Source organism: Ostreiculturibacter nitratireducens (assembly GCF_032670585.1).
Classification (GTDB): domain Bacteria; phylum Pseudomonadota; class Alphaproteobacteria; order Rhodobacterales; family Rhodobacteraceae; genus Ostreiculturibacter; species Ostreiculturibacter nitratireducens.
In genome coordinates this window covers 370,810-390,467 of sequence record NZ_JAVQHL010000002.1, presented here as the reverse complement: position 1 = coordinate 390,467, position 19,658 = coordinate 370,810, and the positions used below count along the sequence as shown (strand labels likewise).

Annotated in this window: 24 protein-coding genes; 13 read left to right on the top strand and 11 right to left on the bottom strand. The window is 65.6% G+C overall.

Going from position 1 to position 19,658, the window contains the following annotated elements; all coding sequences use genetic code 11:
- Positions 1-48: 48 nt before the first annotated feature.
- On the bottom strand, positions 49-1,392 hold the full coding sequence (locus ABCN56_RS09195) for a FliI/YscN family ATPase (protein ID WP_343080509.1): 1,344 nt from the start codon (positions 1,390-1,392) through the stop codon (positions 49-51).
- Between the two features lie 82 nt (positions 1,393-1,474).
- Here ABCN56_RS09195 and ABCN56_RS09190 point away from each other — a divergent pair, with 82 nt between their 5' ends.
- From ABCN56_RS09190 to ABCN56_RS09150, 9 genes are read left to right on the top strand one after another with little or no spacing between them, the layout of a single operon-like run.
- Positions 1,475-1,867 (top strand): FlgB family protein, encoded by a 393-nt coding sequence (locus ABCN56_RS09190; RefSeq protein WP_343080508.1) that lies wholly within the window; start codon positions 1,475-1,477, stop codon positions 1,865-1,867.
- A gap of 10 nt (positions 1,868-1,877) precedes the next feature.
- The gene (gene flgC, locus ABCN56_RS09185; protein ID WP_343080507.1) at positions 1,878-2,270 is read left to right on the top strand and encodes a flagellar basal body rod protein FlgC; all 393 of its coding nucleotides are present in this window, start codon (positions 1,878-1,880) and stop codon (positions 2,268-2,270) included.
- Positions 2,271-2,286: 16 nt separating this feature from the next.
- Complete coding sequence (gene fliE, locus ABCN56_RS09180) at positions 2,287-2,580, top strand: flagellar hook-basal body complex protein FliE (RefSeq protein ID WP_343080506.1); 294 nt, start codon at positions 2,287-2,289, stop codon at positions 2,578-2,580.
- Between the two features lie 2 nt (positions 2,581-2,582).
- A complete protein-coding gene (locus ABCN56_RS09175; RefSeq protein ID WP_343081461.1) occupies positions 2,583-2,849 on the top strand; it encodes a flagellar biosynthetic protein FliQ in 267 nt (88 codons plus the stop codon).
- 3 nt (positions 2,850-2,852) lie between these two features.
- Positions 2,853-3,572: a flagellar hook-basal body complex protein gene (locus ABCN56_RS09170; protein ID WP_343080505.1), complete on the top strand. Its 720-nt coding sequence runs from the start codon at positions 2,853-2,855 to the stop codon at positions 3,570-3,572.
- Between the two features lie 12 nt (positions 3,573-3,584).
- Positions 3,585-4,370, top strand: coding sequence for a flagellar basal-body rod protein FlgG (flgG, locus tag ABCN56_RS09165; RefSeq protein WP_343080504.1), 786 nt, complete (start codon positions 3,585-3,587; stop codon positions 4,368-4,370).
- On the top strand, positions 4,370-4,807 hold the full coding sequence (gene flgA / locus ABCN56_RS09160; RefSeq protein ID WP_343080503.1) for a flagellar basal body P-ring formation chaperone FlgA: 438 nt from the start codon (positions 4,370-4,372) through the stop codon (positions 4,805-4,807). Before flgG ends, flgA begins: the two co-directional genes overlap by 1 nt.
- 13 nt (positions 4,808-4,820) lie before the next feature.
- A complete protein-coding gene (flgH, locus tag ABCN56_RS09155) occupies positions 4,821-5,549 on the top strand; it encodes a flagellar basal body L-ring protein FlgH (RefSeq protein WP_343080502.1) in 729 nt (242 codons plus the stop codon).
- Positions 5,550-5,558: 9 nt separating this feature from the next.
- A complete protein-coding gene (locus ABCN56_RS09150; protein ID WP_343080501.1) occupies positions 5,559-6,053 on the top strand; it encodes a flagellar basal body-associated FliL family protein in 495 nt (164 codons plus the stop codon).
- A gap of 38 nt (positions 6,054-6,091) precedes the next feature.
- On the opposite strand, the gene ABCN56_RS09145 is transcribed toward ABCN56_RS09150, so the two are convergent.
- The 10 genes from ABCN56_RS09145 to ABCN56_RS09100 form a co-directional block, all read right to left on the bottom strand.
- Entirely contained in the window at positions 6,092-6,493 is a 402-nt protein-coding gene (locus ABCN56_RS09145; RefSeq protein ID WP_343080500.1) for a hypothetical protein, read from the bottom strand.
- Positions 6,494-7,582, bottom strand: coding sequence for a flagellar type III secretion system protein FlhB (flhB, locus tag ABCN56_RS09140; RefSeq protein WP_343080499.1), 1,089 nt, complete (start codon positions 7,580-7,582; stop codon positions 6,494-6,496).
- Entirely contained in the window at positions 7,579-8,358 is a 780-nt protein-coding gene (locus ABCN56_RS09135) for a flagellar biosynthetic protein FliR (RefSeq protein ID WP_343080498.1), read from the bottom strand. The genes flhB and ABCN56_RS09135 overlap by 4 nt, the downstream gene beginning before the upstream one ends.
- A complete protein-coding gene (gene flhA / locus ABCN56_RS09130) occupies positions 8,355-10,442 on the bottom strand; it encodes a flagellar biosynthesis protein FlhA (protein WP_343080497.1) in 2,088 nt (695 codons plus the stop codon). The genes ABCN56_RS09135 and flhA overlap by 4 nt, the downstream gene beginning before the upstream one ends.
- Positions 10,442-11,182: a lytic transglycosylase domain-containing protein gene (locus tag ABCN56_RS09125; RefSeq protein WP_343080496.1), complete on the bottom strand. Its 741-nt coding sequence runs from the start codon at positions 11,180-11,182 to the stop codon at positions 10,442-10,444. Before ABCN56_RS09125 ends, flhA begins: the two co-directional genes overlap by 1 nt.
- 150 nt (positions 11,183-11,332) lie before the next feature.
- A complete protein-coding gene (locus ABCN56_RS09120; protein ID WP_343080495.1) occupies positions 11,333-13,840 on the bottom strand; it encodes a hypothetical protein in 2,508 nt (835 codons plus the stop codon).
- Positions 13,837-14,706: a flagellar motor stator protein MotA gene (gene motA, locus ABCN56_RS09115; protein WP_343080494.1), complete on the bottom strand. Its 870-nt coding sequence runs from the start codon at positions 14,704-14,706 to the stop codon at positions 13,837-13,839. Before motA ends, ABCN56_RS09120 begins: the two co-directional genes overlap by 4 nt.
- Before the next feature lie 74 nt (positions 14,707-14,780).
- Complete coding sequence (locus ABCN56_RS09110) at positions 14,781-15,281, bottom strand: MotE family protein (protein WP_343080493.1); 501 nt, start codon at positions 15,279-15,281, stop codon at positions 14,781-14,783.
- A gap of 107 nt (positions 15,282-15,388) precedes the next feature.
- Positions 15,389-15,763, bottom strand: coding sequence for a hypothetical protein (locus ABCN56_RS09105; RefSeq protein WP_343080492.1), 375 nt, complete (start codon positions 15,761-15,763; stop codon positions 15,389-15,391).
- 11 nt (positions 15,764-15,774) lie between these two features.
- Positions 15,775-16,260, bottom strand: coding sequence for a flagellar basal body-associated FliL family protein (locus ABCN56_RS09100; RefSeq protein ID WP_343080491.1), 486 nt, complete (start codon positions 16,258-16,260; stop codon positions 15,775-15,777).
- Between the two features lie 121 nt (positions 16,261-16,381).
- Between ABCN56_RS09100 and fliF the strand changes: the two genes are divergently transcribed.
- Genes fliF through fliP form a run of 4 tightly spaced genes read left to right on the top strand, consistent with a single transcriptional unit; the run spans position 16,382 to position 19,637 of the window.
- Complete coding sequence (gene fliF, locus ABCN56_RS09095) at positions 16,382-18,022, top strand: flagellar basal-body MS-ring/collar protein FliF (protein ID WP_343080490.1); 1,641 nt, start codon at positions 16,382-16,384, stop codon at positions 18,020-18,022.
- Positions 18,019-18,621: a FliH/SctL family protein gene (locus ABCN56_RS09090; protein ID WP_343080489.1), complete on the top strand. Its 603-nt coding sequence runs from the start codon at positions 18,019-18,021 to the stop codon at positions 18,619-18,621. The genes fliF and ABCN56_RS09090 overlap by 4 nt, the downstream gene beginning before the upstream one ends.
- On the top strand, positions 18,614-18,895 hold the full coding sequence (locus tag ABCN56_RS09085; protein ID WP_343080488.1) for a FliM/FliN family flagellar motor switch protein: 282 nt from the start codon (positions 18,614-18,616) through the stop codon (positions 18,893-18,895). The genes ABCN56_RS09090 and ABCN56_RS09085 overlap by 8 nt, the downstream gene beginning before the upstream one ends.
- Positions 18,896-18,899: 4 nt before the next feature.
- On the top strand, positions 18,900-19,637 hold the full coding sequence (gene fliP / locus ABCN56_RS09080) for a flagellar type III secretion system pore protein FliP (RefSeq protein ID WP_343080487.1): 738 nt from the start codon (positions 18,900-18,902) through the stop codon (positions 19,635-19,637).
- Positions 19,638-19,658: the final 21 nt, after the last annotated feature.

The window sequence follows — 19,658 nt, the reverse complement described above, 5'->3', positions numbered from 1 at the left end:
AATGACCGCACCGGCCCTGGATCCTGGCCTTGTGGACGCCCGCCGGAATCATCTGCGCGCACCTGCGGGGTCCGCGGCGGCTGCGACAATCGCCGCAAGGCGCGAAAAACTTGCCGCCACACCCTCCGGTGCGTCCTCGGCTAGAAACGCGTCAAGGTCCGGCCAGACACGGATCGCACGGTCGACGAGAGAGTCCGAACCGGAGACGTAGAGCCCCGCGCGGATCATCATTTCGGCTCGGTCATAGGCCCCAAGGAGCCGCCTTGCCTCCCCTATCAGCGCATTCTCCGCCTCTGTCGCAGCGGTGGGCAACGAACGGGACACCGATCGCAAGAGGTCGATTGCCGGGTAGCGGCCACGTTCCGCTATACTCCGGTCAAGCACGACATGGCCGTCGAGAACGCCGCGCAGGATGTCCGCGACCGGCTCCTCCATATCCGACCCGGCTACCAGAACGCTGAAGACGGCGGTGATGTCGCCCGAGCCCTCGGCGCCGGGCCCGGCACGTTCGGCCAGCGCCATGATCTGATGCGAAGTCGAAGGGGGAAACCCCCGGAGCGTCGGCGGCTCGCCCCCCGCCAGCGCGACCTCGCGATGGGCCTCGGCGAAGCGCGTGATCGAATCCGCCAGCAGAAGAACATGGAGCCCCCGGTCACGGAAATGCTCGGCGACCGTCATCGCCGCCCACGCACAGCGGCGGCGCACCAATGGCGATTGATCCGACGTCGCCGCAACCACCACCGAGCGCGCCATGCCTTCGGGTCCCATCGCGTGCTCGACGAATTCCCGAAGCTCGCGCCCGCGCTCACCGATCAGCGCCACGACGACGACATCCGCGGCAACGCCCCGCGCGAATTTCCCCATAAGCGAGGATTTCCCGACGCCGGAGCCGGCAAACAGTCCGACCCGCTGACCGCGGACGAGAGGAAGGAGCGTGTTGAATACTGCCACGCCGGTATCCAGCCGCTCCCCGAGCCGCCTCCGCCCCGCCGCCTGCGGCGGGCCGTCGCGCAGGCCGCGCGGAATCGTGCCCCGGAGGATCGGACGACCGTCGAGCGGTTTGCCGAAGGGGTCGATCACACGGCCGATCCAGCTGTCATCCGGGGCGAGTCCGATTTGGCCAAGGTTTTCGACGCGTGCGCCAAGCGCGATCCCTTCGGGGGACGAATCCGGCAACACCGTCACCCTTCCCGGCGAAAGGGAAAGGATCTCTCCATCCAGGCTGCGGCCGTTCGAGGCCAGGACGCGAACGCGGTCGCCAAGCGCGACCTTCTGATCCAGCCCCGCGACCTCCAGCGTTCCCCGCTCGATCGAGACGACACTGCCCACGCGGTGCACGGCATCGACCATACCGATTTCTCCGAGCAATCCGTCAAATGCCGCGAATGCCATTCTGGCCTCCTCCGTCTTCCGCAAACGGTTTCTAAAGGAATCGGAGTTAAGGCTTGATTGAAAGCTCGGAGGAGAAGCCCCGATGTTCGACAAGCTCGAGATTCTGCAAATGGCCCAGGCGATGGCGACCCACGCTGCCGCACGGCAAGGCGCCATCGCGGAAAACGTCGCAAACGCCGACACACCGGGCTACAGGGCCCGCGATCTCGCCTCCTTCGCCGAAACCTACAGGGCCGGAAACGGCGCACCGATGCGCGCCACGCGGAACGGCCATCTGGATGAGCTGGTGGAGCACCGCGAACCGGAACCCCTCGCGCGCGCCCGCCCCGGATCGGAATCGCCCAACGGCAATACCGTGTCGCTGGAACTGGAGATGGTGGCCGCGGCCGACGTGAAGCGGGAACACGATCTGGCGCTCGCCATCTACCAGACGTCGATGGGCATCCTGCGCACTGGCCTGGGACGCAGAGCTTGAGGGCCGAGGCATGAACGACTTCGCCACTTCGCTCTCGCGCTCGGCCAGCGGCATGCAGGCACAGGCAATGCGGCTCCGCTTCACGTCCGAGAACATCGCGAACGCCGACACGCCCGGCTACCACCGCAAGACGTCCTCCTTCGAAGAGGTCGTCGAAAGCGGCCGCCCGACCGGGCAAGTGCGGCTCGGGCCGGTCGAGCTCGACCGACGCGAACTCACGCGCGTCTACGATCCCGGCCACCCGATGGCCGACGAGAACGGCTACTACGACGGCTCGAATGTCGATCTGGTGGTTGAAATCGCTGACGCGCGCGAAGCGCAGCGCAGCTACGAGGCGAACCTCAGGATGTTCGACCAGGCACGGCAAATGTCGTCCGCGCTGCTCGACCTCCTGCGCCGATAGATGGAGGAGGTCCAGAATGGACGTGAGAACCTCATTCGCTACGCAAGGCTATGCGCAGGCTCGTCCGGCAACGGCGCCCAGGCCCCAGCCGGACGGGCCTGCCGCAAGCGGCTTCGCGAAACTGGCGGGCTCCTTCGCCGACACGTTGCGATCGGGAGAGGCATCCGCCAAGGCCGCGATGACCGGCGGCGCCGATCCCCATGCCCTGGTCCAGGCGCTGGCCGCCACGGAACTCGCCGTCGAGACGGCCGTGACGGTGCGCGACAAGGTCGTGGAGGCATACCAGGAAATCCTCAGGATGCCGGTGTGACGATGGACCAGCAGGTATTTTTCGACACGCTCCGGCAGGCACTCTGGATATCGGTGACGATGTCCGCACCGCTGCTCGCGGTGGCCCTCGTCACGGGCGTCGCGGTCGGCCTGTTCCAGGCACTCACCTCGGTGCAGGAGATGACGCTCACCTTCGTGCCGAAAGTCGGCGCGATGCTCGCGGTCTTCTGGGTCTCGATGTCCTTCATGTCCGAGACGCTGGTCGCGTTCTTCACCGGCCAGATCGTGCCGCTGATCGCGGGAGGCTGAGCGATGGACAACGCATTCTACACGACGCTCAACCGGCAATCCGGTCTCATGTACGAGATGCGGGCGGTTGCGAACAACATCGCCAACCTGTCCACCACCGGCTTTCGCAAGGAAGGCGTGATCTTCGCCGAACATGTCGCGGAGATGGAGGATGCGGAGCCCTCCCTTTCGATGGCGGCCGCAAGCGGGCGGGTCATCAACCTTCAGCAGGGTCCGCTCACCGAGACGAACGGCGCCTTCGACTTCGCGATCGAGGGCGAGGGTTTTTTCCTGGTCGACACGCCCGAGGGGCACCAGCTGACGCGAGCCGGCGCCTTCACCCCTTCGCCGGAGGGTGAGCTTGTGACGCCGGAGGGTTACCGGCTCCTCGATCTGGGTGGCGCGCCCATCTTCGTGCCGCCGCTTGGCGGCAAGGTCTCCTTGTCCGGCGATGGGACGCTTTCGGCGGACGGCCTACCGATCGCCCAGATCGGGCTCTATGCGCCGATAGACCCAATCGGCCTGACCCATCGCGGCGGCACCCGTTTTGCCGCGGAGGGTGGCGTGGAGCCAGTGGAGGGCGGCACGATCCTCCAGGGCTTTCTCGAAAACTCGAACGTCAACCCGGTCGAGGAGATCGCGCGCATGATCGAGGTGCAGCGCGCCTACGAGCTTGGCCAGAAGTTCCTCGACAGCGAGGACGAACGCATCCGCTCCGTCGTCCAGACGCTCGGCAGCCGGTAAGGAGCCCTGCAAATGCGTGCCCTGCAAATCGCCGCCACCGGTATGAGCGCCCAGCAGATGCGAGTGGAGGTGATCTCGAACAACCTCGCGAACATGTCGACCACCGGCTACAACGCGCGGAGGGCCGAATTCGCCGATCTTCATTATCAGCAGGTCACGAAGCCCGGGACGATCAACGCCAACGACGGGACGATCGTGCCAACCGGGGTCCAAGTGGGCCTCGGCGTCAGGCCCTCCTCGGTCACCGTGCAGGTCGCGCAGGGGTCGCTGTCGCAGTCGGGGGGCGACCTCGACCTCGCGATCGAGGGGAACGGCTACCTGGAAGTGACAATGCCCTCCGGCATTTCCGCCTACACGCGGGACGGAGCGCTGAAACGCTCCGCGGACGGGCAGATCGTGACGTCGGACGGTTATCCCGTCGCCCCGGGGATAACGATCCCATCGGACGCGCGTTCGCTCTCGATCAATGCGGCAGGCGAGGTCTATGCCTACTTCAACGACCGGGTGGAGCCGGAACTCCTCGGCCAGTTCACGCTCGCCGGCTTCACGAATGAGAAGGGCCTCGAGGCGATCGGATCGAACCTCTTCCTCGAATCGGCGGCCTCGGGTCCTTCGCTGGTTTCGAGCCCGGGGGAGAACGGTCTCGGCACGTTGCGGCAGGGATACCTCGAAGACAGTTCGGTAGACCCGGTCCGAGAGGTGACGGAGCTGATCGAGGCGCAGCGCGGCTACGAGATGAATGCCAAGGTCATCACCGCCGCCGACCAGATGCTCGGCGCGACGACACAGGTGCGCTGATGCTGGGGCGGGAGTTCTGGGCATTATCGGCGGTGTTCCTTCTGCTCGCCGGGGCGGGCCGGTCCGAAACCGTCGTCGCCGAACGAACGATCCGGGCGCAGGCAATGATCATGCCGGAGGACGTGGCGCTGAGCGACATGAACGTGCCGGGCATGCTCGGTTCGCTTGACGAGGTGCTGGGCATGGAGGCGCGAGTCGCCATCTACGCCGGTCGCCCGATCCGGCCCGGCGATGTCGGCCCCCCCGCCGTGATCGAACGCAACCAGGTGGTCCCGCTTCTCTACCGAGCGGGCGCGCTCACCATTTCCACCGAAGGCCGTGCCCTTGGGCGTGGCGGGGTGGGCGACACGATCCGCGTAATGAACATCGCTTCTCGCACGACGCTGAACGGCCTGATCGCCGCGGATGGAAGCGTGCATGTGCTCGCAGGAAGCTGATCCAGGAGGAAAGATGCGAGGCAACCCGATACCGGCTCTGGTGATGATCGCCCTCGCCGCCTGCGGGCGGATGGAAGACGTCGGCAAGGCACCCGGCTTCACGCCGATCGAGGGCAGCAACGAATACTTCGCCATGACCAGCGCGGCGATGCCCGCAAGGGCCGATCCGCGCTACGCCTCGGACGGCGCGTCGCTCTGGAGCGGGTCGCGCAGTTCGCTCCTCGGCGACCGGCGGGCGGGCGAACGCGGGGACATCCTGACGGTGGTGATCGAGATCGACGACAAGGCCGAGATCTCCAACACAACCGGGCGTTCCCGGGCGGCGTCCGACCGGATGGGGATTCCCTCGCTCCTTGGCATCCCCCAGCGCGTCAACAGCGGCCTCCCGGATGGCGCATCGATGGGAGAGGCTTTCTCGGCGAACTCCGCCTCGAACTATCAGGGCAACGGTTCGGTGAGCCGGAAGGAGAAGCTCACGCTCCGCATCGCCGCCACGATCATCGAGACGCTTCCGAACAGCGTCCTGAGGATCGAGGGGAGCCAGGAGGTCCGCGTGAACTACGAGATCCGTGAACTGGTCGTCACGGGCTTCGTGCGCCCGGAGGACATCAGCCGTCAGAACGAAATCACCTATGACAAGATCGCCGGGGCGAGGATTTCCTATGGCGGGCGTGGTCAGATCTCCGATGTCCAGCAGCCGAGGTATGGCCAGCAGGTTGCCGACATCCTTCTGCCTTACTGAGACGCTCCGATGCGAAAGATTGCGCCCTTAATTCTCGCGCTGTTCGGCCTCGGGGTCGGGACCGGAGGTGGCCTTCTGCTCCGGCCTGCGCCGGAAGAGGTCGTGCTGAGCCCATGTGGCGATGGCGAGGCCGCCCAGACCTCGCATTCCGCCGAGAAGCCTGGGGAGGACGGCGCGCAGACACATGACTACGTCAAGCTCAACAACCAGTTCGTGGTCCCGGTCGTCGAAAACGGCCAAGTCACGGCGCTGGTCATCCTGTCACTGAGCCTCGAAGTGACAGTCGGCGCGACGCAGGAGATTTACGCGCTGGAGCCGAAGCTGCGGGACGGGTTTCTGCAAATCCTGTTCGACCACGCCAATGCGGGCGGCTTCTCCGGCGCCTTCACCGACGCCAACAACATGACCATCCTGCGCCATTCCCTTCTCGAATCCGCAAGGAAGGTGTCGGGCGAGACCATTTCGGATGTCCTGATCATCGACATAGTCCGCCAGGACGCCTGAAGCGAAGGTTTCGCCCCCATTCGTCCGGGAGCCAGCGGTCAGGTGTCGGGTGGCATCTCCGCCGCACGCTTTCGTTCGGACAGAAGCCGGAGCGACTTTCTCTGTGCAGCCAACAGGCGCCCGAGAACATCGCTTTGACCATGCGCTCGCGCGGCCTCTTCCCGGCATTCCTGCCATTCCGCCATCCGAGCGGCGAGCGCGATATTGAGCATGGCCAGTTTCCGCTCCGCCCAACTCGCGAACCTTGAGGCCCCCAAGGCCTGCAGGATGTCCCCTGACCGCGCGGCATCCAGCCTCGCAGCAGTCACGGCGTCGCGCAGATCGTCGATCTCTACGCGCAGGCGGCTGCATTCGGCCGAAGCCCGGCTCAATTCGGCGAGCGACCTTTCACGCCGAAGCGCTGACAGCCCGGCAAGTTCCTCAAGCCGCTCCCGGGGCATCTACCAATGCCTCCGGCGAGCGAGCTGGCGCATCCGTTCGGCGAACCGGATGGCCGCCGCGACGGCGCGGTAATGCTCGGGCCGGATTTCGCTTCCGACGTCGAGCGCCGCGTGAAGGGCTCGCGCAGTTGGCGGGTCCGAATGGATCGGAACCCCGGCCGCTGCCGCCGCCTCTCGGATCCGCGCGGCGATCTCGTCGACGCCCTTGGCAACGCAGACAGGTGCGCGGCCCGAGGCGCGGTTCCATTTCAGAGCGACGGCGTAATGCGTCGGGTTCACGATCACGACATCGGCCTTGGGAACGTCGGCCAGCATCCGGTTCGTCGCGATGTCATAGGCGCGCTGCCGCCGCTGCTGCTTCACATGCGGGTCGCCCTCGGACTGCTTCATCTCGTCCAGAAGTTCCTGGCGCGACATGCGGTTGCGTCGCAGGAACTGGCCGCGCTGCCAGAGGTAGTCGATCGCTCCGATGCAGAGCGACACGACCAGCATCAGGAAAAGAAACTCCCCGATGAGCCGCAGAAGGAGCCCGGTGGCGACCGAAACCTCCATGTAGACGGACGACAGGATGCGCTCCATGCGCGTGGACAGGAACACGCCCAGGATGATCGAAATGACCGCCAGCTTGGCTGCGCTCTTGGCGAACTCGAACAGGCCCTCGCGGCCGAACCTGTTCCGGGCGTTGGCCAGGGGAGAGATGCGCGAGGACCGCGGGGCGAGTTTTTCCGGAACGAAAACGAGCGCCCGCTGGGCGAAGAGGACGGCGAGGACGAGGGCGGCCGGGATCAGGAACCAGGGCGCGACGCTGGCCAGAACGGCTCCGATCAGTCCCCCGATCGGACCGGTTCCACCTTCCAGGAGGAGGGGGCCGAAGTTCTCCGCCTGATCCAGAAGGACCATCGCGCGGTTCCCGAAGGCTGCGAATGCGCCGGCGCCAAGGCCCAGGCCTGCGAGCCAAAGCCCCGCGTATACCGCTGCCGTGGTCAGATCCGCGGACTTGACGACTTCGCCGCGCTTCCGCGCCTCCTCGAGCTTTCTGGCCGAAGGCTCATGCTCCTTCTCTTCGGCACCATCCTCGGCGCCGCTCATCTGACCGCCTCGAACGGAGCGACCAGAAAGGCGTTCAACTGGTCCACCCAGAGCGCGAGGCCGAGCGGAAGGGCTATCGCCATCAGGGCGAGGCCACCGAGTGTCAGGGCCGGCGCACCCACGAAAGCGACCATGAGCTGGGGCATGGCACGGTTGATCGCGCCCAGAGCGAGGTTGTAGATCAGCGCGGCGATGACGAAGGGGGCGGCCAGCGTGAACGCCAGGGCGAAGACGCGGACCATGTGCCCGAGGCCCCACTGCAGCATGTCTTCGGCCGCCGGCAGCCTCCCCGGCGGAAGCACCTCGTAGCTGAGAAGAAAGAGCGACACGAGCTTCACGTGGAGTCCAGCCGTGACGGCCAGGGCGAGACCGCCCATGGTCAGGAGATGACCGACGGCCGGCATCGGCTCCACCCCGGCGCCACCGAAGATCTGGGCGAGCGAGGTGGACTGGGCGATGATTGCGCCCGCCATCTGCAAGGCAAGCACGAAGAGGCGGAGGACAAGGCCGATCGCAAGGCCGATCACCGGCTCCGTTGCCAGCCAGGGTGTCATGAGGCGTGCGCCTTCCATCAAGGGCGCAACCTCCGATGCGACCGCTGGCGCCGTGATGATCGTAAGCCCCAGGGCAAGGGCCAGTCGGACGCGCTGAGGCACGGAATGCTCACCGAAGGCCGGCAGAACGGCCAAGGCGGCGCCCAGGCGGAGAAAGACGATGAAACCCGCCAGCAGACCCTGCCCGGTATAGTCCAGCGTGGCCTTCAGGATCTCGCTCACGCCGGCACCATCCCGACCAGTGCCGGACGCGCCTCCGTCCCAAGTTCCTCGAATGACAGGACCGGAGCCGTGATCCCCTTGGCTCCGAGCACGGTCTTCAGAAACCTCCGTCGGCGCGCCGAGGTGATGAGCGCCGGGAAGATGCCAGACTCGCCCGCCCGCGCGATCTTTTCGGCCACGGCATTCACGAGGCGGTTGAACTTGTCCGGCGGCAGGGCGACGTCGCCCGCCCCGCGGTCACCGTCGATCTGGTAGGTGCCGAACGTGTCCTCCCATTCCGGCGCAAGCTGGATGAGTGGAACCGTCCCATCCTCGCGGCGCACCTCAGCGACAAGCTGAAAGCCAAGGCGCTGACGGACATGTTCGCAGATCGCCTCTGCATTTCCTGCCCCGCGCGCCTCGGCGATCGCCTCGAGAATGAGGGGCAGGTTGCGGACCGAGACCCTTTCCTCGAGGAGGAGCCGGAGCACTGACAGGAGCAGGTCCACCGGCACCCTCTCGGGTATGAGTTCGTCCAGGAGTTTCCGGTTCGCCTCCGCCCTCGCCGGATCGGAAAGGTTCGAGACCTCCTCGAGCAGTCGCCGCAGCGCCTTGAGCGAGAGAAGCCGCGCGAAGTTCCGCTTGATGACTTCGAGAAGATGCGTCGCCAGGACTTCGGTCGGGCCCACCACGGTCGCGCCTGCGAGTGCGGCATCTTCCTGCGACGATGCCGCGATCCACCGCGCGGAAGCACCGTAGACCGGTTCCCGCACGTCTTCCCCCGGAGGAAGGAGGTCGGCATCGTCGGACATGAGCGCGAGCACGCGTTCGGGTTCCAGCCGGTCGCGAGCCTGTTCGACGCCTTGGATCCGGATCCGGTATTGGCCCGGCAAAAGCGAGCCGTCATCGGTCAGTCGGATCTCCGGCAGGATCAGGCCAAAAGCTGCAGCCACATGGTTGCGCATGTTGGTGATCCTCGCGTCGAGGCCGGTGGCCGGGTCCAGGATCATGGCCACGAGATTCGGCGCGAACTCGACATGAATTTCGTCGACGTCGAGGATATCGCCGAGAGGCTTTCGCCGGGGCTGCGCCTCCTTCGCCGGGATCTTCATCGCCTCGGCCTTGGCCTTGCGCAGCTCGGTCCGCCGCACGCTGAACGCAGCCGCCCCGAGCACGACCGCACCCGCCAGAAAAGGCAGGAAGGGCAGTCCGGGCACCAGCGCGAACAGCGCCATCAGGAAGGCCACCGTCGCGAGCGCGGGGGGATACTTGCCCAGCTGGCGGAACAGCTCGATATCCGCCGCGCCCTTTGAGCCTCCGCGCGACAGCAGGATCGCGGCCGCGATGGAGATGATCACGGCGGGGATCTGGCTCACCAGCCCGTCGCCAACGGTCAGGATCGCGTAGGTCTCCAGCGCCGTTCCGACGGGCATCCCGTGCATCGCCACGCCGATGATGAGTCCCACGACGAGATTGAGGAGCGTGATCAGAAGGCCCGCGACGGCGTCTCCCTTGACGAACTTCGATGCACCGTCGAGCGAGCCGAAGAAGGTCGTCTCCGCCTGTTCGCGTTCCCGCCGCGCCCGGGCCTCCGCGTGATCGATGGCGCCCGCGTTCATGTCGCTGTCGATCGCGAGCTGCTTTCCCGGCATCGCGTCCAGCGCGAAGCGCGCGCCCACCTCAGCCATCCGGCCCGCGCCCTTGGTGATCACGATGAAGTTCACGATCAGCAGGACGCCGAACACGACGAGCCCGATGAGCACGGAGCCCCCCATGATGAACATGGCGAAGCCCTCGATCACGTCGCCGGCCGCCCTCGTCCCGGTATGCCCCTCCCCGATGATGAGCTTCGTCGAGGACACATTCAGCGAAAGCCTCAGCATGAGAGACGCCAGCAGGATCGTCGGGAACGCCGAGAAGTCGAGCGGCCGCTCTATGAACAGCGTGACGGTGAATATGAGGATCGCGAGAGCGAAGGATCCCGCGAGGCCGACGTCGAGGACCCATGCCGGCATGGGAAGGATCATCATCACGATGACCGTCATCAGGGCGAGGGCCAGGAGAACTGTCGGCCGGAATACCGCCGAAAGCGAGAGGGGCAGCATCAGTTCACCTCGCTCCGCGGGCCGAAGAGGGCGGTTCCCCCACCGACCCCGATCGGCACGAGGGATCCCAGGCTGCCTGAATTCCCGGTTTGCAGGAGCGGGTAGGAATTGACGCGGATCTCGGCGAGGCGCGGCTGCCCCGCGCCCGTCCGCGGGGCTTCGATCACCCCGCCATTCGCAACGAGCACGATGTCCGGGATTTCTGGAATTTCGCTTCCGTCTTCGTGCTGGAACCTGCTGCGGAAGGTATCGAAGCGCGCGGCGTATTTTTCGGCATATGAGGGAGTTCGTGAGTGATACGCCCCGGCCGCCTTCGACCAGGAACCGGTTTCGGAATGAAGGTCCTTGAGGAACCTGGCGGCGTAGAGCGCATTCGCGATCGGGTCGAACATCTCCTCGATCGAGGAAAACGCCTCCCCATGCCATCTGTAATTGATCTGGAAGCAGCCGACGTCAAAGCTCCGGGCACCGCGCTTGAAATGCTCGTCGACATAGGCGCGCGCCTCTCCTTCGGTGTCGAACCAGAGGCCTTTCCCCTCCATGTTGACGGTCCAGGGCCAGGGACGGATCTTGCCGCCTAGTTTCCGCCCCGTCTCATTCAGCGAGATTGCCTTGAGGACGGAGACCGGCACTCCCGTGGCGGTCGATGCTCTCCACGCGGCATCCTCGCAAATCAGCGACAGATCCGGCCCGCCGGCATCTCTGGACAGGGACGGGGACGATACCAGGATCAGGGCCACGACGCACAAAAGGACGCGGCGCACCGCTGCACGAAATTGGCCTGTGAATTCCGCTGATTCTGGCATTCTTTCCAAACCGCTGCATTCTTGCCGCTCACCCGATCCAGATTGCGGCCAGCTGGTTTAGATTCGGTTAGCCCCGACCAGGTTTCACTCCACGGCCCCTGGTGAATGCGTGAGAACGCCGGACGTTTCGTCAAGAAGCGCCTCCAGGGCTTTGCGAGCCTCTCGGCTGGAGTCGAGCAAGGCGCGATCCCGCGCGAGGGTCCCCAATGCCGCCGTTTCGGCCCTTGCGGCGCTCGCCGACGTACTGTCTCCCGCAACCGGGAGAAGCCCCAGGTCCTGAACGACCGCGCGCTCCGCGTCCGACCCAAGCGTCGCGACCTGCGTCCAGTCGCCGGCGCGCCAGGCTGCGGACCCTGCCATGGCCTCCTCTCCGGCGGCAAGATAGGCTGCGGACGCCTCTTTGTGACGGCCAAGCCGGCTCAGCCCGTCGCCGCGCATGCGCATGGCGGCGACTCCCGTCATTCCCGCAAGGTGCCGCAGCGCCGCCCCAGGTTCGAAGTCGACCAGAGCTGCCCGCGCGAGGAAAAGGCGTCCCGTTTCCGTCTCCTCGGCGTCCGACCCCAAGACGCGCCGAGCTTCTTCCGTGAAGCCCTGGTCGAGCAGCCGTTCTGATAGCGCCAACCTCAGTTCGACGGGCGCAGCCACCGGATCGAGAAGATCGTGGTTCTCGAAGTACCGAGTGATCAACTCCTCATCGCTCCCAAACCGCGCGAGCCGCAAGAACAGCGCGCTCGCCGTCTCCTCCTGCAGACGCGTGGCGCCGAACTTGCGCCAATGCTTCAATTCCTGGAACGCCTCGGCGAACCGTTCGTCCGCCGCGAGTGCAAGGACATGCGCGCGGGAGAGATCCGGACCAACCGCCGACCCGCGGTGTTCGAAGGCCAGAACCGAGGCAACCTCCACGAGCCGCGGTTCCACCGCCGCGCCACGATCGAGGCGAGAGCCAATGGCAAGAAGGATCGCTTCGGGCGACATCGGTCCGTCCTCGGAAACGATGTCTTCGAGCAGTTCTTCTGCGGCATCCGTCTCTCCGCGCGCAAGTTCAAGTCGTGCATCCATCATCGACACTGTGGCCCCGTGTTCGCCCGGCGCGCGTGCGATCGCGTCTCGGATCCCTCTGGCGACATCCGCTCTACCGATGCCGAGGAAGCGGTTCGACAGTTCTACGCCAAACTGCCGGCGCAGGTGCAACGGAAGGCCGGAAAAGGTCCTGAGTATCGCGCCGTGGTTCAAGGTGTCACCGGGATCGAGCCGGGTCGCCGCCAGAACGGCCCAAAGGGATGCCGCCGTATCGCAGTCCGCCATGCCCGAAAACGGCCCGGTCGGCGATCCATGGCCTTCCTCGAGAATACTGGCGATTTCATTCAGGAGAGGACCGTCCCCCGGTATGTCGCCGAAGGCCCTCTGAACCGCCATCGCTTCCGCCCCGAAGCCGAAATGCAGATAAAGCCTCGCGAGATGATCCCTGGCCTCGGGGACCGGGATGTCGAATTCCCCCACGAGGGCGGCGCGGGCTTCGGCCAACTGTAGCGCGAAGGGTCTCTCATCCGCCCAATCCGATATCGCCAGGGCGTCGTTGCCGAGGCAGGCGCGACCCTCAGCCGTGACCGCCGGCGTGTCGAGGCGCGAAAGGGCTTCGCGGTCAATGCTCGTTTCGACGCGCACACCGCTTCGAAACGCATCGATGGAATCCGAAAGCCGATCGGGCGGTTCGCCGGGTCGGGCCTCCGGGTCTGCGTCTACTCCGCTCCGCGCGGTCTCGGCCATTCCCATCCCGATGCCGACGTCTGCCTGGCGGTCGGCGGACGCGGGAGATGCCGAAGCCCCTTTCGAGGCGGCTGCGGGATCGATCAGGCCCTGGGTCGCCGCGCGGGCGAGCTGCGCCAGCAAGTCCGCCTCGGCATCGGCAACGCGGGGACGGCGTGGTTCAGAAGGTTCAGCCTCCGTGATCTCGGCCGGATTCTCCAGAGGTCCCGGATCTTCGGCTTCCACGACCGCCTCCTCCTGCCCGGCCCGATAGAGTGCCAATCGTGGATCGGGTTCCTGAGTCGTTCGCGGCTTCATATCCGTAAGAAAGGCGATGCCGCCCGCCGTGGCCGGCATCGCCGAAGGCCCTGGTTCCGCTGCGGGTCCCACGTCAGCATGGGCTGCCTCCTCGACGTCTTCGGCAGGCACCTCGTTTCCAACCTCGGTGCTCGCGACAGGTCGTTCGAAAGGGGAATCGTCTCGGGGCTTCCCGGAAACCACGTCGATGACGATCGCACCGGCCGCCGTCTGGAATGCCGTTGCGTGGCTTCCGTCGGCTACCGAAATCCGGATCGCAGATCCCGCCTGCACCGGGCTGACGGCCAGGATCCGCTTGCGCGAAATCTTGTCGAACACGCGGGCGGTATCCATCAGGACACCGGCGCGGCCCAGCCTGAGTTCGTAGCCACCATCGATCCGGCCCATCGTCCATTCCGTCGGTGGATCCGGTTCGAGGACAAGCCGGGTGAAATCGCGATGCTCGCCCGACCGGACGATGATCGTCTCCGCCAGAAGACCACCCGCGAAGCAGAACCAGACAACCAGGGTGGCGGCCAGGAATCTCATGCAGCATCCTGCTTGATGCCCTTGAGCGCCTCTTCCAGGTCCGAGAACTTCGGCCTGATATGATGCGGCGTGTTCTGGCGGCCGACCTCTATGCAGATGTTCGTCGCGTGGTTGTGCAGGTTCGCGACGAGCACTTCCCGGATCAGCTTGTAGAAGTGGCTGTCTTCCTCGACCACGGTCTTCACCTTGCTGGCGAAGGGGCCAACGAGGCCATAGGCCATGAAGACGCCCATGAACGTTCCGACCAGCGCCGAACCGATCATCGCGCCGAGGATTTCGGGAGGCTGATCGATCGAGCCCATCGTCTTGATCACCCCGAGAACTGCGGCGACGATGCCGAGAGCGGGCATGCCATCGGCAATCGACTGCAGCGCGTGGCTCGAATGCAGCGCGTGGTGCAAGTTCGCCTCGAGCTGCTTTTCAAGAACCTCCTCGACCTGGTGCGGATCGTCGTAGTTCATCGAAGCCGCACGCATGGTGTCGCAGATCAGTTCCACGGCCTCGTGGTCATGGACGATTTTCGGGTACTTCCCGAAGATGGAGGAAGTTTCCGGCGCCTCTATGTGCTCTTCGATGGCGACCGGGTTCTGGCGGGCCAGCCGGATCAGTTCGAACAGAAGGCAGAGCAGGTCGCGGTAGTCCTGCGGCTTCCATTTCGGACCCTTGAAGACCTTCCCGATGTCCCGCATCGTCTGCTTGATGGCGGCCACATCGTTGGACAGGACGAAGGCCCCGGCAGCGGCACCGCCGATCATGATGAGCTCCCAGGGCGCCGCCTCGAGGACGATGCCGAGCTTGCCCCCGTGCAGGGTGTAGCCCCCGAAGACCATGACGAAGATGATCACGATCCCGACGATGCCGATCATCTCACCTCTCCATTCAGCGCCCAGACATGCGAACGCAAGCCTTGCAGGTCGGGGTTAAGAATCCTTCCTCGCGGTCAATCCTTCGGCGCGGCGGCATTTCGCCCCGCGAGGACCGCGCTGATCGTGTAGGCGGTCCTGGGTTCGAGCCCGGCCATGATCGCGGCGGCCGCGTCGGGCCGCATCCGCGCGAGGAATCCGGCCGCGAAGTCCGGCGCCATTTCCTCGAACAGAGGCGCGGCCTCCTTCGGTTTCATGCTTTCGTAGACAGCCGTGAGCTTCGCCACGTCCGCCTCCGACGCCTGTTCCGCCATCGCCATCGTCGCCGCGAGTTCTTCCTCCGCGGCTATGAGCACGGCAATCCGTTCTTCGATCTTCGTCTCGGCGAGCGAGAGCGCCTGCGTCCGGTCGGCGAGAGCCGCCTCCCGCTCGACAAGCCGCGCCTCTCGCGCCTTGAGCGCCTCAAGCATCGCAAGCGCGCCTCCCTCTGGCTCGCACGCGGCAGGCTCCGCGGCGGGCGCCGCCGCACCGTCGACATTCGCGAGAGCCGACCCCGCGCTTCCCCCGAGATGGATCAAGCCGGAAGCTGCTAGAAAGGTCGCAATGACCAGAAGGACGCCCCGCCCCCCGCGGCGGGCGCCGCGTCGTCCGGCGGGTGCCGGAACGCCGGACTTCCGCCCGCCACTCATTCCGCCGCCTCCAGGGGCGCCGAGCCCTCATGGCGCGCACGCCGTCGCAGCACCCGCATCCTCCGGCCGTTTTCCCCAGGTTCGGGATCGGGCAGGTCGTGCAGCGAGGCCATGAGTAGCTCCAGCCGCTCGGCGGCGGCCTCGGCGCGCGCGGTAAGCGATTCGAGCGAGTTCGCCGAGGCCGACGCCGTGGCCCGCGCCTGCTCCAGCGCCTTCGTCATGTCGTCGACCTGCGCCGACAGAACGGCGATTGCGCCCCCCATCCCGTTTTCGAGCTGATTGAATTGCTTCAGCCGCCGCGCGAGCACGAAGCAATAGACGGCCGCGCCGAGAGCCCCGGCTCCAAGAAGGACGTCAGCGATGAACTGCATCGGATTCTCCCTCAGTTCAGCACGAATTCGGTAACGAGAAGATCGCGCACACGACCCTCTCCCGTGACGATCTGGACGCGTCTCAGCATCTGCGCGCGAAGCCGCATCAGCGCCGACGGGTCGTCGAACAGCCTGGCGTCGACGGCGCGCAGATAGCCGTTCAGCACGTCGAGGATTCGGGGCAGCAACAGAGCCACGTCGCCCTGGTACTGCTTGGGAACCTCAATCTGTGCGCTGAACCGCAGATGCCGTGTCGAATTGCCCGCCCCGAGAGTGATCACGAGGGGATCGACGGCCACAAAAGCGATGTCGGGCAAGGCTTCGACCTGAGGCGCATGATCATCCGCTCGATCGCCGGCATGCCCGAACAGGATGCCGGAATAGACAGCGAAGAAACTGCCGGCGCCCAGCGCAAGCATGAGCGCCAGCCCAAGCATCAGGGGAAGCTTCGACCGCTTTTTCGAGGCCTCGCCGGCCGTGCCATCCGGAGCCGCCATGGAACCTCCGCCTCCATTCGCCAGGTGTCCCGTATAGCCCCGAGGGAGCTAACCGATTGTTAAGCGCGATCGTCCAAGCATCGGGAACGTGCGGAAGAAATCCGCTCGAAGGAGGTGCGCATTGCAGCAGCTGACTTCTCTCTGGCAAGTGCTCGATCCAAGGAAGCGGGTGATCGTGGCCGTGGCGACAGTGGCGATGTTCGCGGCGGTCATCCTCCTGTCGAACCTGGTCTCCAGACCCTCGATGGCGCTCCTTTACGCCGGGCTCGATTCCGCGCGGGCGGGGGAGGTGGTGACGGCGCTCGACCAGCGCGGCGTGCCATACGAGGTCAGGGGCGATTCGATCCATGTTCCGGCCGCCGACCGCGATCAGCTGCGGATGACGCTGGCGGCGGAAGGCCTGCCGGCAAATGGCGGGGCGGGATACGAGCTTCTCGACACGCTCTCCGGGTTCGGAACGACGTCGCAGATGTTCGACGCCGCGTACTGGCGCGCGAAGGAGGGCGAACTCGCCAGGACGATCGTGTCGAGCCCTCATATCCGCTCCGCGCGCGTGCACATCGCGACGCCGTCTGGCCAGCCTTTCCGGCGCGACGCCCGGACCACGGCCTCCGTCAGCGTCTCGACCAACGGCGAGGGCCTGTCTCCCGCGCATGCGAAAGCGCTGAGATACCTGGTCGCGGCAGCAGTCGCCGGAATGTCGCCCGAAGACGTGTCCGTGATCGACGGCGAGGCAGGGCTGGTGCTGAGCGGGGACGAGTCCTCCGCGCCCAGCGGCGATGACCGGGCGGCGGAACTGAAGCGCAACGTGGAAAGGCTGCTCGAGGCACGCGTCGGATACGGGAATGCGGTGGTCGAGGTTTCCGTCGAAACCGTGACCGAAAGGGAGGCCATCACGGAGCGCACCTTCGACCCGAACAGCCGGGTCGCCATATCGACCGACACCGAAGAACGGACGAACACGGCGAACGATTCGCGCGGCGGTGCGGTCACCGTGGCATCGAACCTGCCACAGGGCGCGGCGCCGGGGTCTGGCGGCTCTTCGCAGAGCGAAGCTTCCGAGACGCGGGAACGCACCAATTTCGAGGTTTCCGAAAGCACGCGCGAGCTTCTCAGGTCGCCGGGCGCCGTCAAACGGCTGACGGTCGCCGTGATGGTCGACGGGATTGAAAAGGTGGATGCCAGCGGCATGCCGACTTGGGAGCCCCGCTCCGAGGAAGAGCTCGCGGCGCTGAAGGACCTCGTGGCTTCGGCGGTCGGCTTCGACGAGGCGCGGGGCGATGTCATCACCCTGAAGTCGATGCCCTTCGAACCCTTCGCCCCAGAGGGATCGGAAGCCGCGTCGGACTTCCTCCAATCGCTCGACGTCGACGCGATGAGCCTCGTTCAATTCGCCGTTCTCGCGATCGTCGCGCTGATACTCGGCCTTTTCGTCCTTCGCCCGATTCTCCTGTCCGGGCGCGTCTCCCGCATTGCCACGCTGCCGCCTCCTGGCGGGCTGGCCCCGGGCTCCGCCGGGGCGCTGACCGGGGAGATCGACGACGGCGCCTTTATCCCGGGGAACATGCCCGTGGTATCCGATTTCGCTGACGTATCGAGCCAAGGCGTACCGATCGCCATGGGCACGGGCGACTTCGGCGGCTTCGGCGCCGGACAGAACGAAGATCCCGTCGCCCGCCTTCGCCGCCTGATCGAAGAGCGGCAGGCCGAAACGGTCCAGATACTTCGGGGCTGGATGGAAGATCAGGAGGAGCGGGCATGACCGGGTCCCGACTGCGACTCGAGGATTTCTCCGCGCCCGAGACGTCCGACGACGGGGACCGGTTGCAGATGACCGTCACCGATCGCGAAGAGTTGCGGCTCGCGGCCTTCGAAAAAGGTTACACAGCCGGCTGGGACGACGCTGTCGCGGCGCAGGAGAATGAGGGCTCAAGGCTCCGCGCCGACCTCGCGCGTAACATGCTCGACCTGTCCTTCAGCTATCATGAAGCTCGCATCCATGTTCTGCGCGCGATGGAGCCGCTGTTGCAGGAAATGGTGGCAAAGGTCCTGCCGGCGGTTGCGCGACAGTCGATCGGGCCGATCGTGCTGGAGGCTTTGGGTCCCCTGGCGGCGGAAATTGCCGACACGCCGATAAGCGTCGTCCTCAACCCGGCAAGCCTTGAGACGGTGTCGTCCTTTCTCGATCCGAACGGGCAAATCCCCCTTCGTTTCGTGGAGGAAGCGAACCTGGGCGAAGGCCAGGTTCATCTGCAGTTCGGCGACACGGAGACACGCATCGACCTTGACGGAGTCATCTCGGCGATCGGTGCGGCGATTTCGGCCTATTTCGAAACCCAGAAGGAGACGGCAGATGGTTGACGAGGCCGGCAGCCCCGTGGGCGTGAGTCCGTTCACCCAGGTTCCGATCGAGATCTCCGTTTCGGTCGGAAAGGCGAGACCGCAGGTGCGCGAGTTGCTCAGGCTGGAACGCGACGCGATTCTGCCGCTCGACCGAAAGGTCGACGACCCGGTCGAACTCTACGTCGGCGACCGGCTGATCGCCCGGGGCGAACTGACCGAGATCGAGGGCGATGGCTCCGGTCGTCTGGGCGTTCGCCTTACGGAAGTCGTCGATCTGCGCAACGGACTGTGACCCCATGCGGATTCCGTTCCCGCGCGCGGTCACGGCCGCGATGATCCTGCTGGCCCTGTCCTCCTCCAACGCCTGGGCACAGGAGATCACGTTTTCGCTCGGTGACGAAGGATCGCTCACTGGCCGGACGATAACGTTCATCGCGTTGATCACGGTTCTGAGCCTCGCGCCCGGTCTCGCGATCATGGTCACCTGCTTCCCGTTCATCGTGACGGTGCTGTCGATTCTTCGCCAGGCGATCGGATTGCAGCAGTCGCCGCCCAACATGCTGATCGTGTCGCTGTCGCTGTTCCTCACCTGGTTCATCATGGAGCCGGTCTTCACCGAGGCATGGACGGCTGGTGTTCAGCCCATGATCGATGGGAGCACGGAGGTGGAAGCAGCATTCGGTGCCGGCATGGCGCCCTTTCGAACGTTCATGGCCAACCGCATCGACGCTGAAACCTTCGCGGCCTTGGCCGAACTTCGCCCGGGGGTCGACTCGGGGGAGCTGGCGGGAGCTCCTCTTTCGCTGCTCGTACCCTCGTTCCTCCTGTCCGAGATCTCACGCGCTTTCCAGATCGGCTTCCTGATCTTCCTTCCGTTCCTGATCATCGACCTTGTCGTTTCGGCGGTCCTGATGTCCATGGGGATGATGATGGTGCCGCCTGCAATCGTATCGTTGCCCTTCAAGCTCGCCTTCTTCGTCATGGCGGATGGCTGGACGCTCATCTCCGGGGCCATGGTTCGCAGCTACTTCTGAACCCGGTTTTTCCTGTCTCCC

Coding starts and splice junctions, on each gene's coding strand:
- ABCN56_RS09085 (WP_343080488.1), top strand. CDS start 18,614: ATGGTTGACGAGGCCGGCAGCCCCGTGGGCGTGAGTCCGTTCACCCAG.
- flgG (WP_343080504.1), top strand. CDS start 3,585: ATGCGTGCCCTGCAAATCGCCGCCACCGGTATGAGCGCCCAGCAGATG.
- flhA (WP_343080497.1), bottom strand. CDS start 10,442: ATGCTGCCCCTCTCGCTTTCGGCGGTATTCCGGCCGACAGTTCTCCTG.
- ABCN56_RS09190 (WP_343080508.1), top strand. CDS start 1,475: ATGTTCGACAAGCTCGAGATTCTGCAAATGGCCCAGGCGATGGCGACC.
- fliE (WP_343080506.1), top strand. CDS start 2,287: ATGGACGTGAGAACCTCATTCGCTACGCAAGGCTATGCGCAGGCTCGT.
- flgH (WP_343080502.1), top strand. CDS start 4,821: ATGCGAGGCAACCCGATACCGGCTCTGGTGATGATCGCCCTCGCCGCC.
- ABCN56_RS09120 (WP_343080495.1), bottom strand. CDS start 13,840: ATGAGATTCCTGGCCGCCACCCTGGTTGTCTGGTTCTGCTTCGCGGGT.
- ABCN56_RS09145 (WP_343080500.1), bottom strand. CDS start 6,493: ATGCCCCGGGAGCGGCTTGAGGAACTTGCCGGGCTGTCAGCGCTTCGG.
- ABCN56_RS09175 (WP_343081461.1), top strand. CDS start 2,583: ATGGACCAGCAGGTATTTTTCGACACGCTCCGGCAGGCACTCTGGATA.
- ABCN56_RS09100 (WP_343080491.1), bottom strand. CDS start 16,260: ATGGCGGCTCCGGATGGCACGGCCGGCGAGGCCTCGAAAAAGCGGTCG.
- motA (WP_343080494.1), bottom strand. CDS start 14,706: ATGATCGGCATCGTCGGGATCGTGATCATCTTCGTCATGGTCTTCGGG.
- ABCN56_RS09195 (WP_343080509.1), bottom strand. CDS start 1,392: ATGGCATTCGCGGCATTTGACGGATTGCTCGGAGAAATCGGTATGGTC.
- flgA (WP_343080503.1), top strand. CDS start 4,370: ATGCTGGGGCGGGAGTTCTGGGCATTATCGGCGGTGTTCCTTCTGCTC.
- ABCN56_RS09105 (WP_343080492.1), bottom strand. CDS start 15,763: ATGCAGTTCATCGCTGACGTCCTTCTTGGAGCCGGGGCTCTCGGCGCG.
- ABCN56_RS09090 (WP_343080489.1), top strand. CDS start 18,019: ATGACCGGGTCCCGACTGCGACTCGAGGATTTCTCCGCGCCCGAGACG.
- fliP (WP_343080487.1), top strand. CDS start 18,900: ATGCGGATTCCGTTCCCGCGCGCGGTCACGGCCGCGATGATCCTGCTG.
- flgC (WP_343080507.1), top strand. CDS start 1,878: ATGAACGACTTCGCCACTTCGCTCTCGCGCTCGGCCAGCGGCATGCAG.
- ABCN56_RS09170 (WP_343080505.1), top strand. CDS start 2,853: ATGGACAACGCATTCTACACGACGCTCAACCGGCAATCCGGTCTCATG.
- flhB (WP_343080499.1), bottom strand. CDS start 7,582: ATGAGCGGCGCCGAGGATGGTGCCGAAGAGAAGGAGCATGAGCCTTCG.
- ABCN56_RS09150 (WP_343080501.1), top strand. CDS start 5,559: ATGCGAAAGATTGCGCCCTTAATTCTCGCGCTGTTCGGCCTCGGGGTC.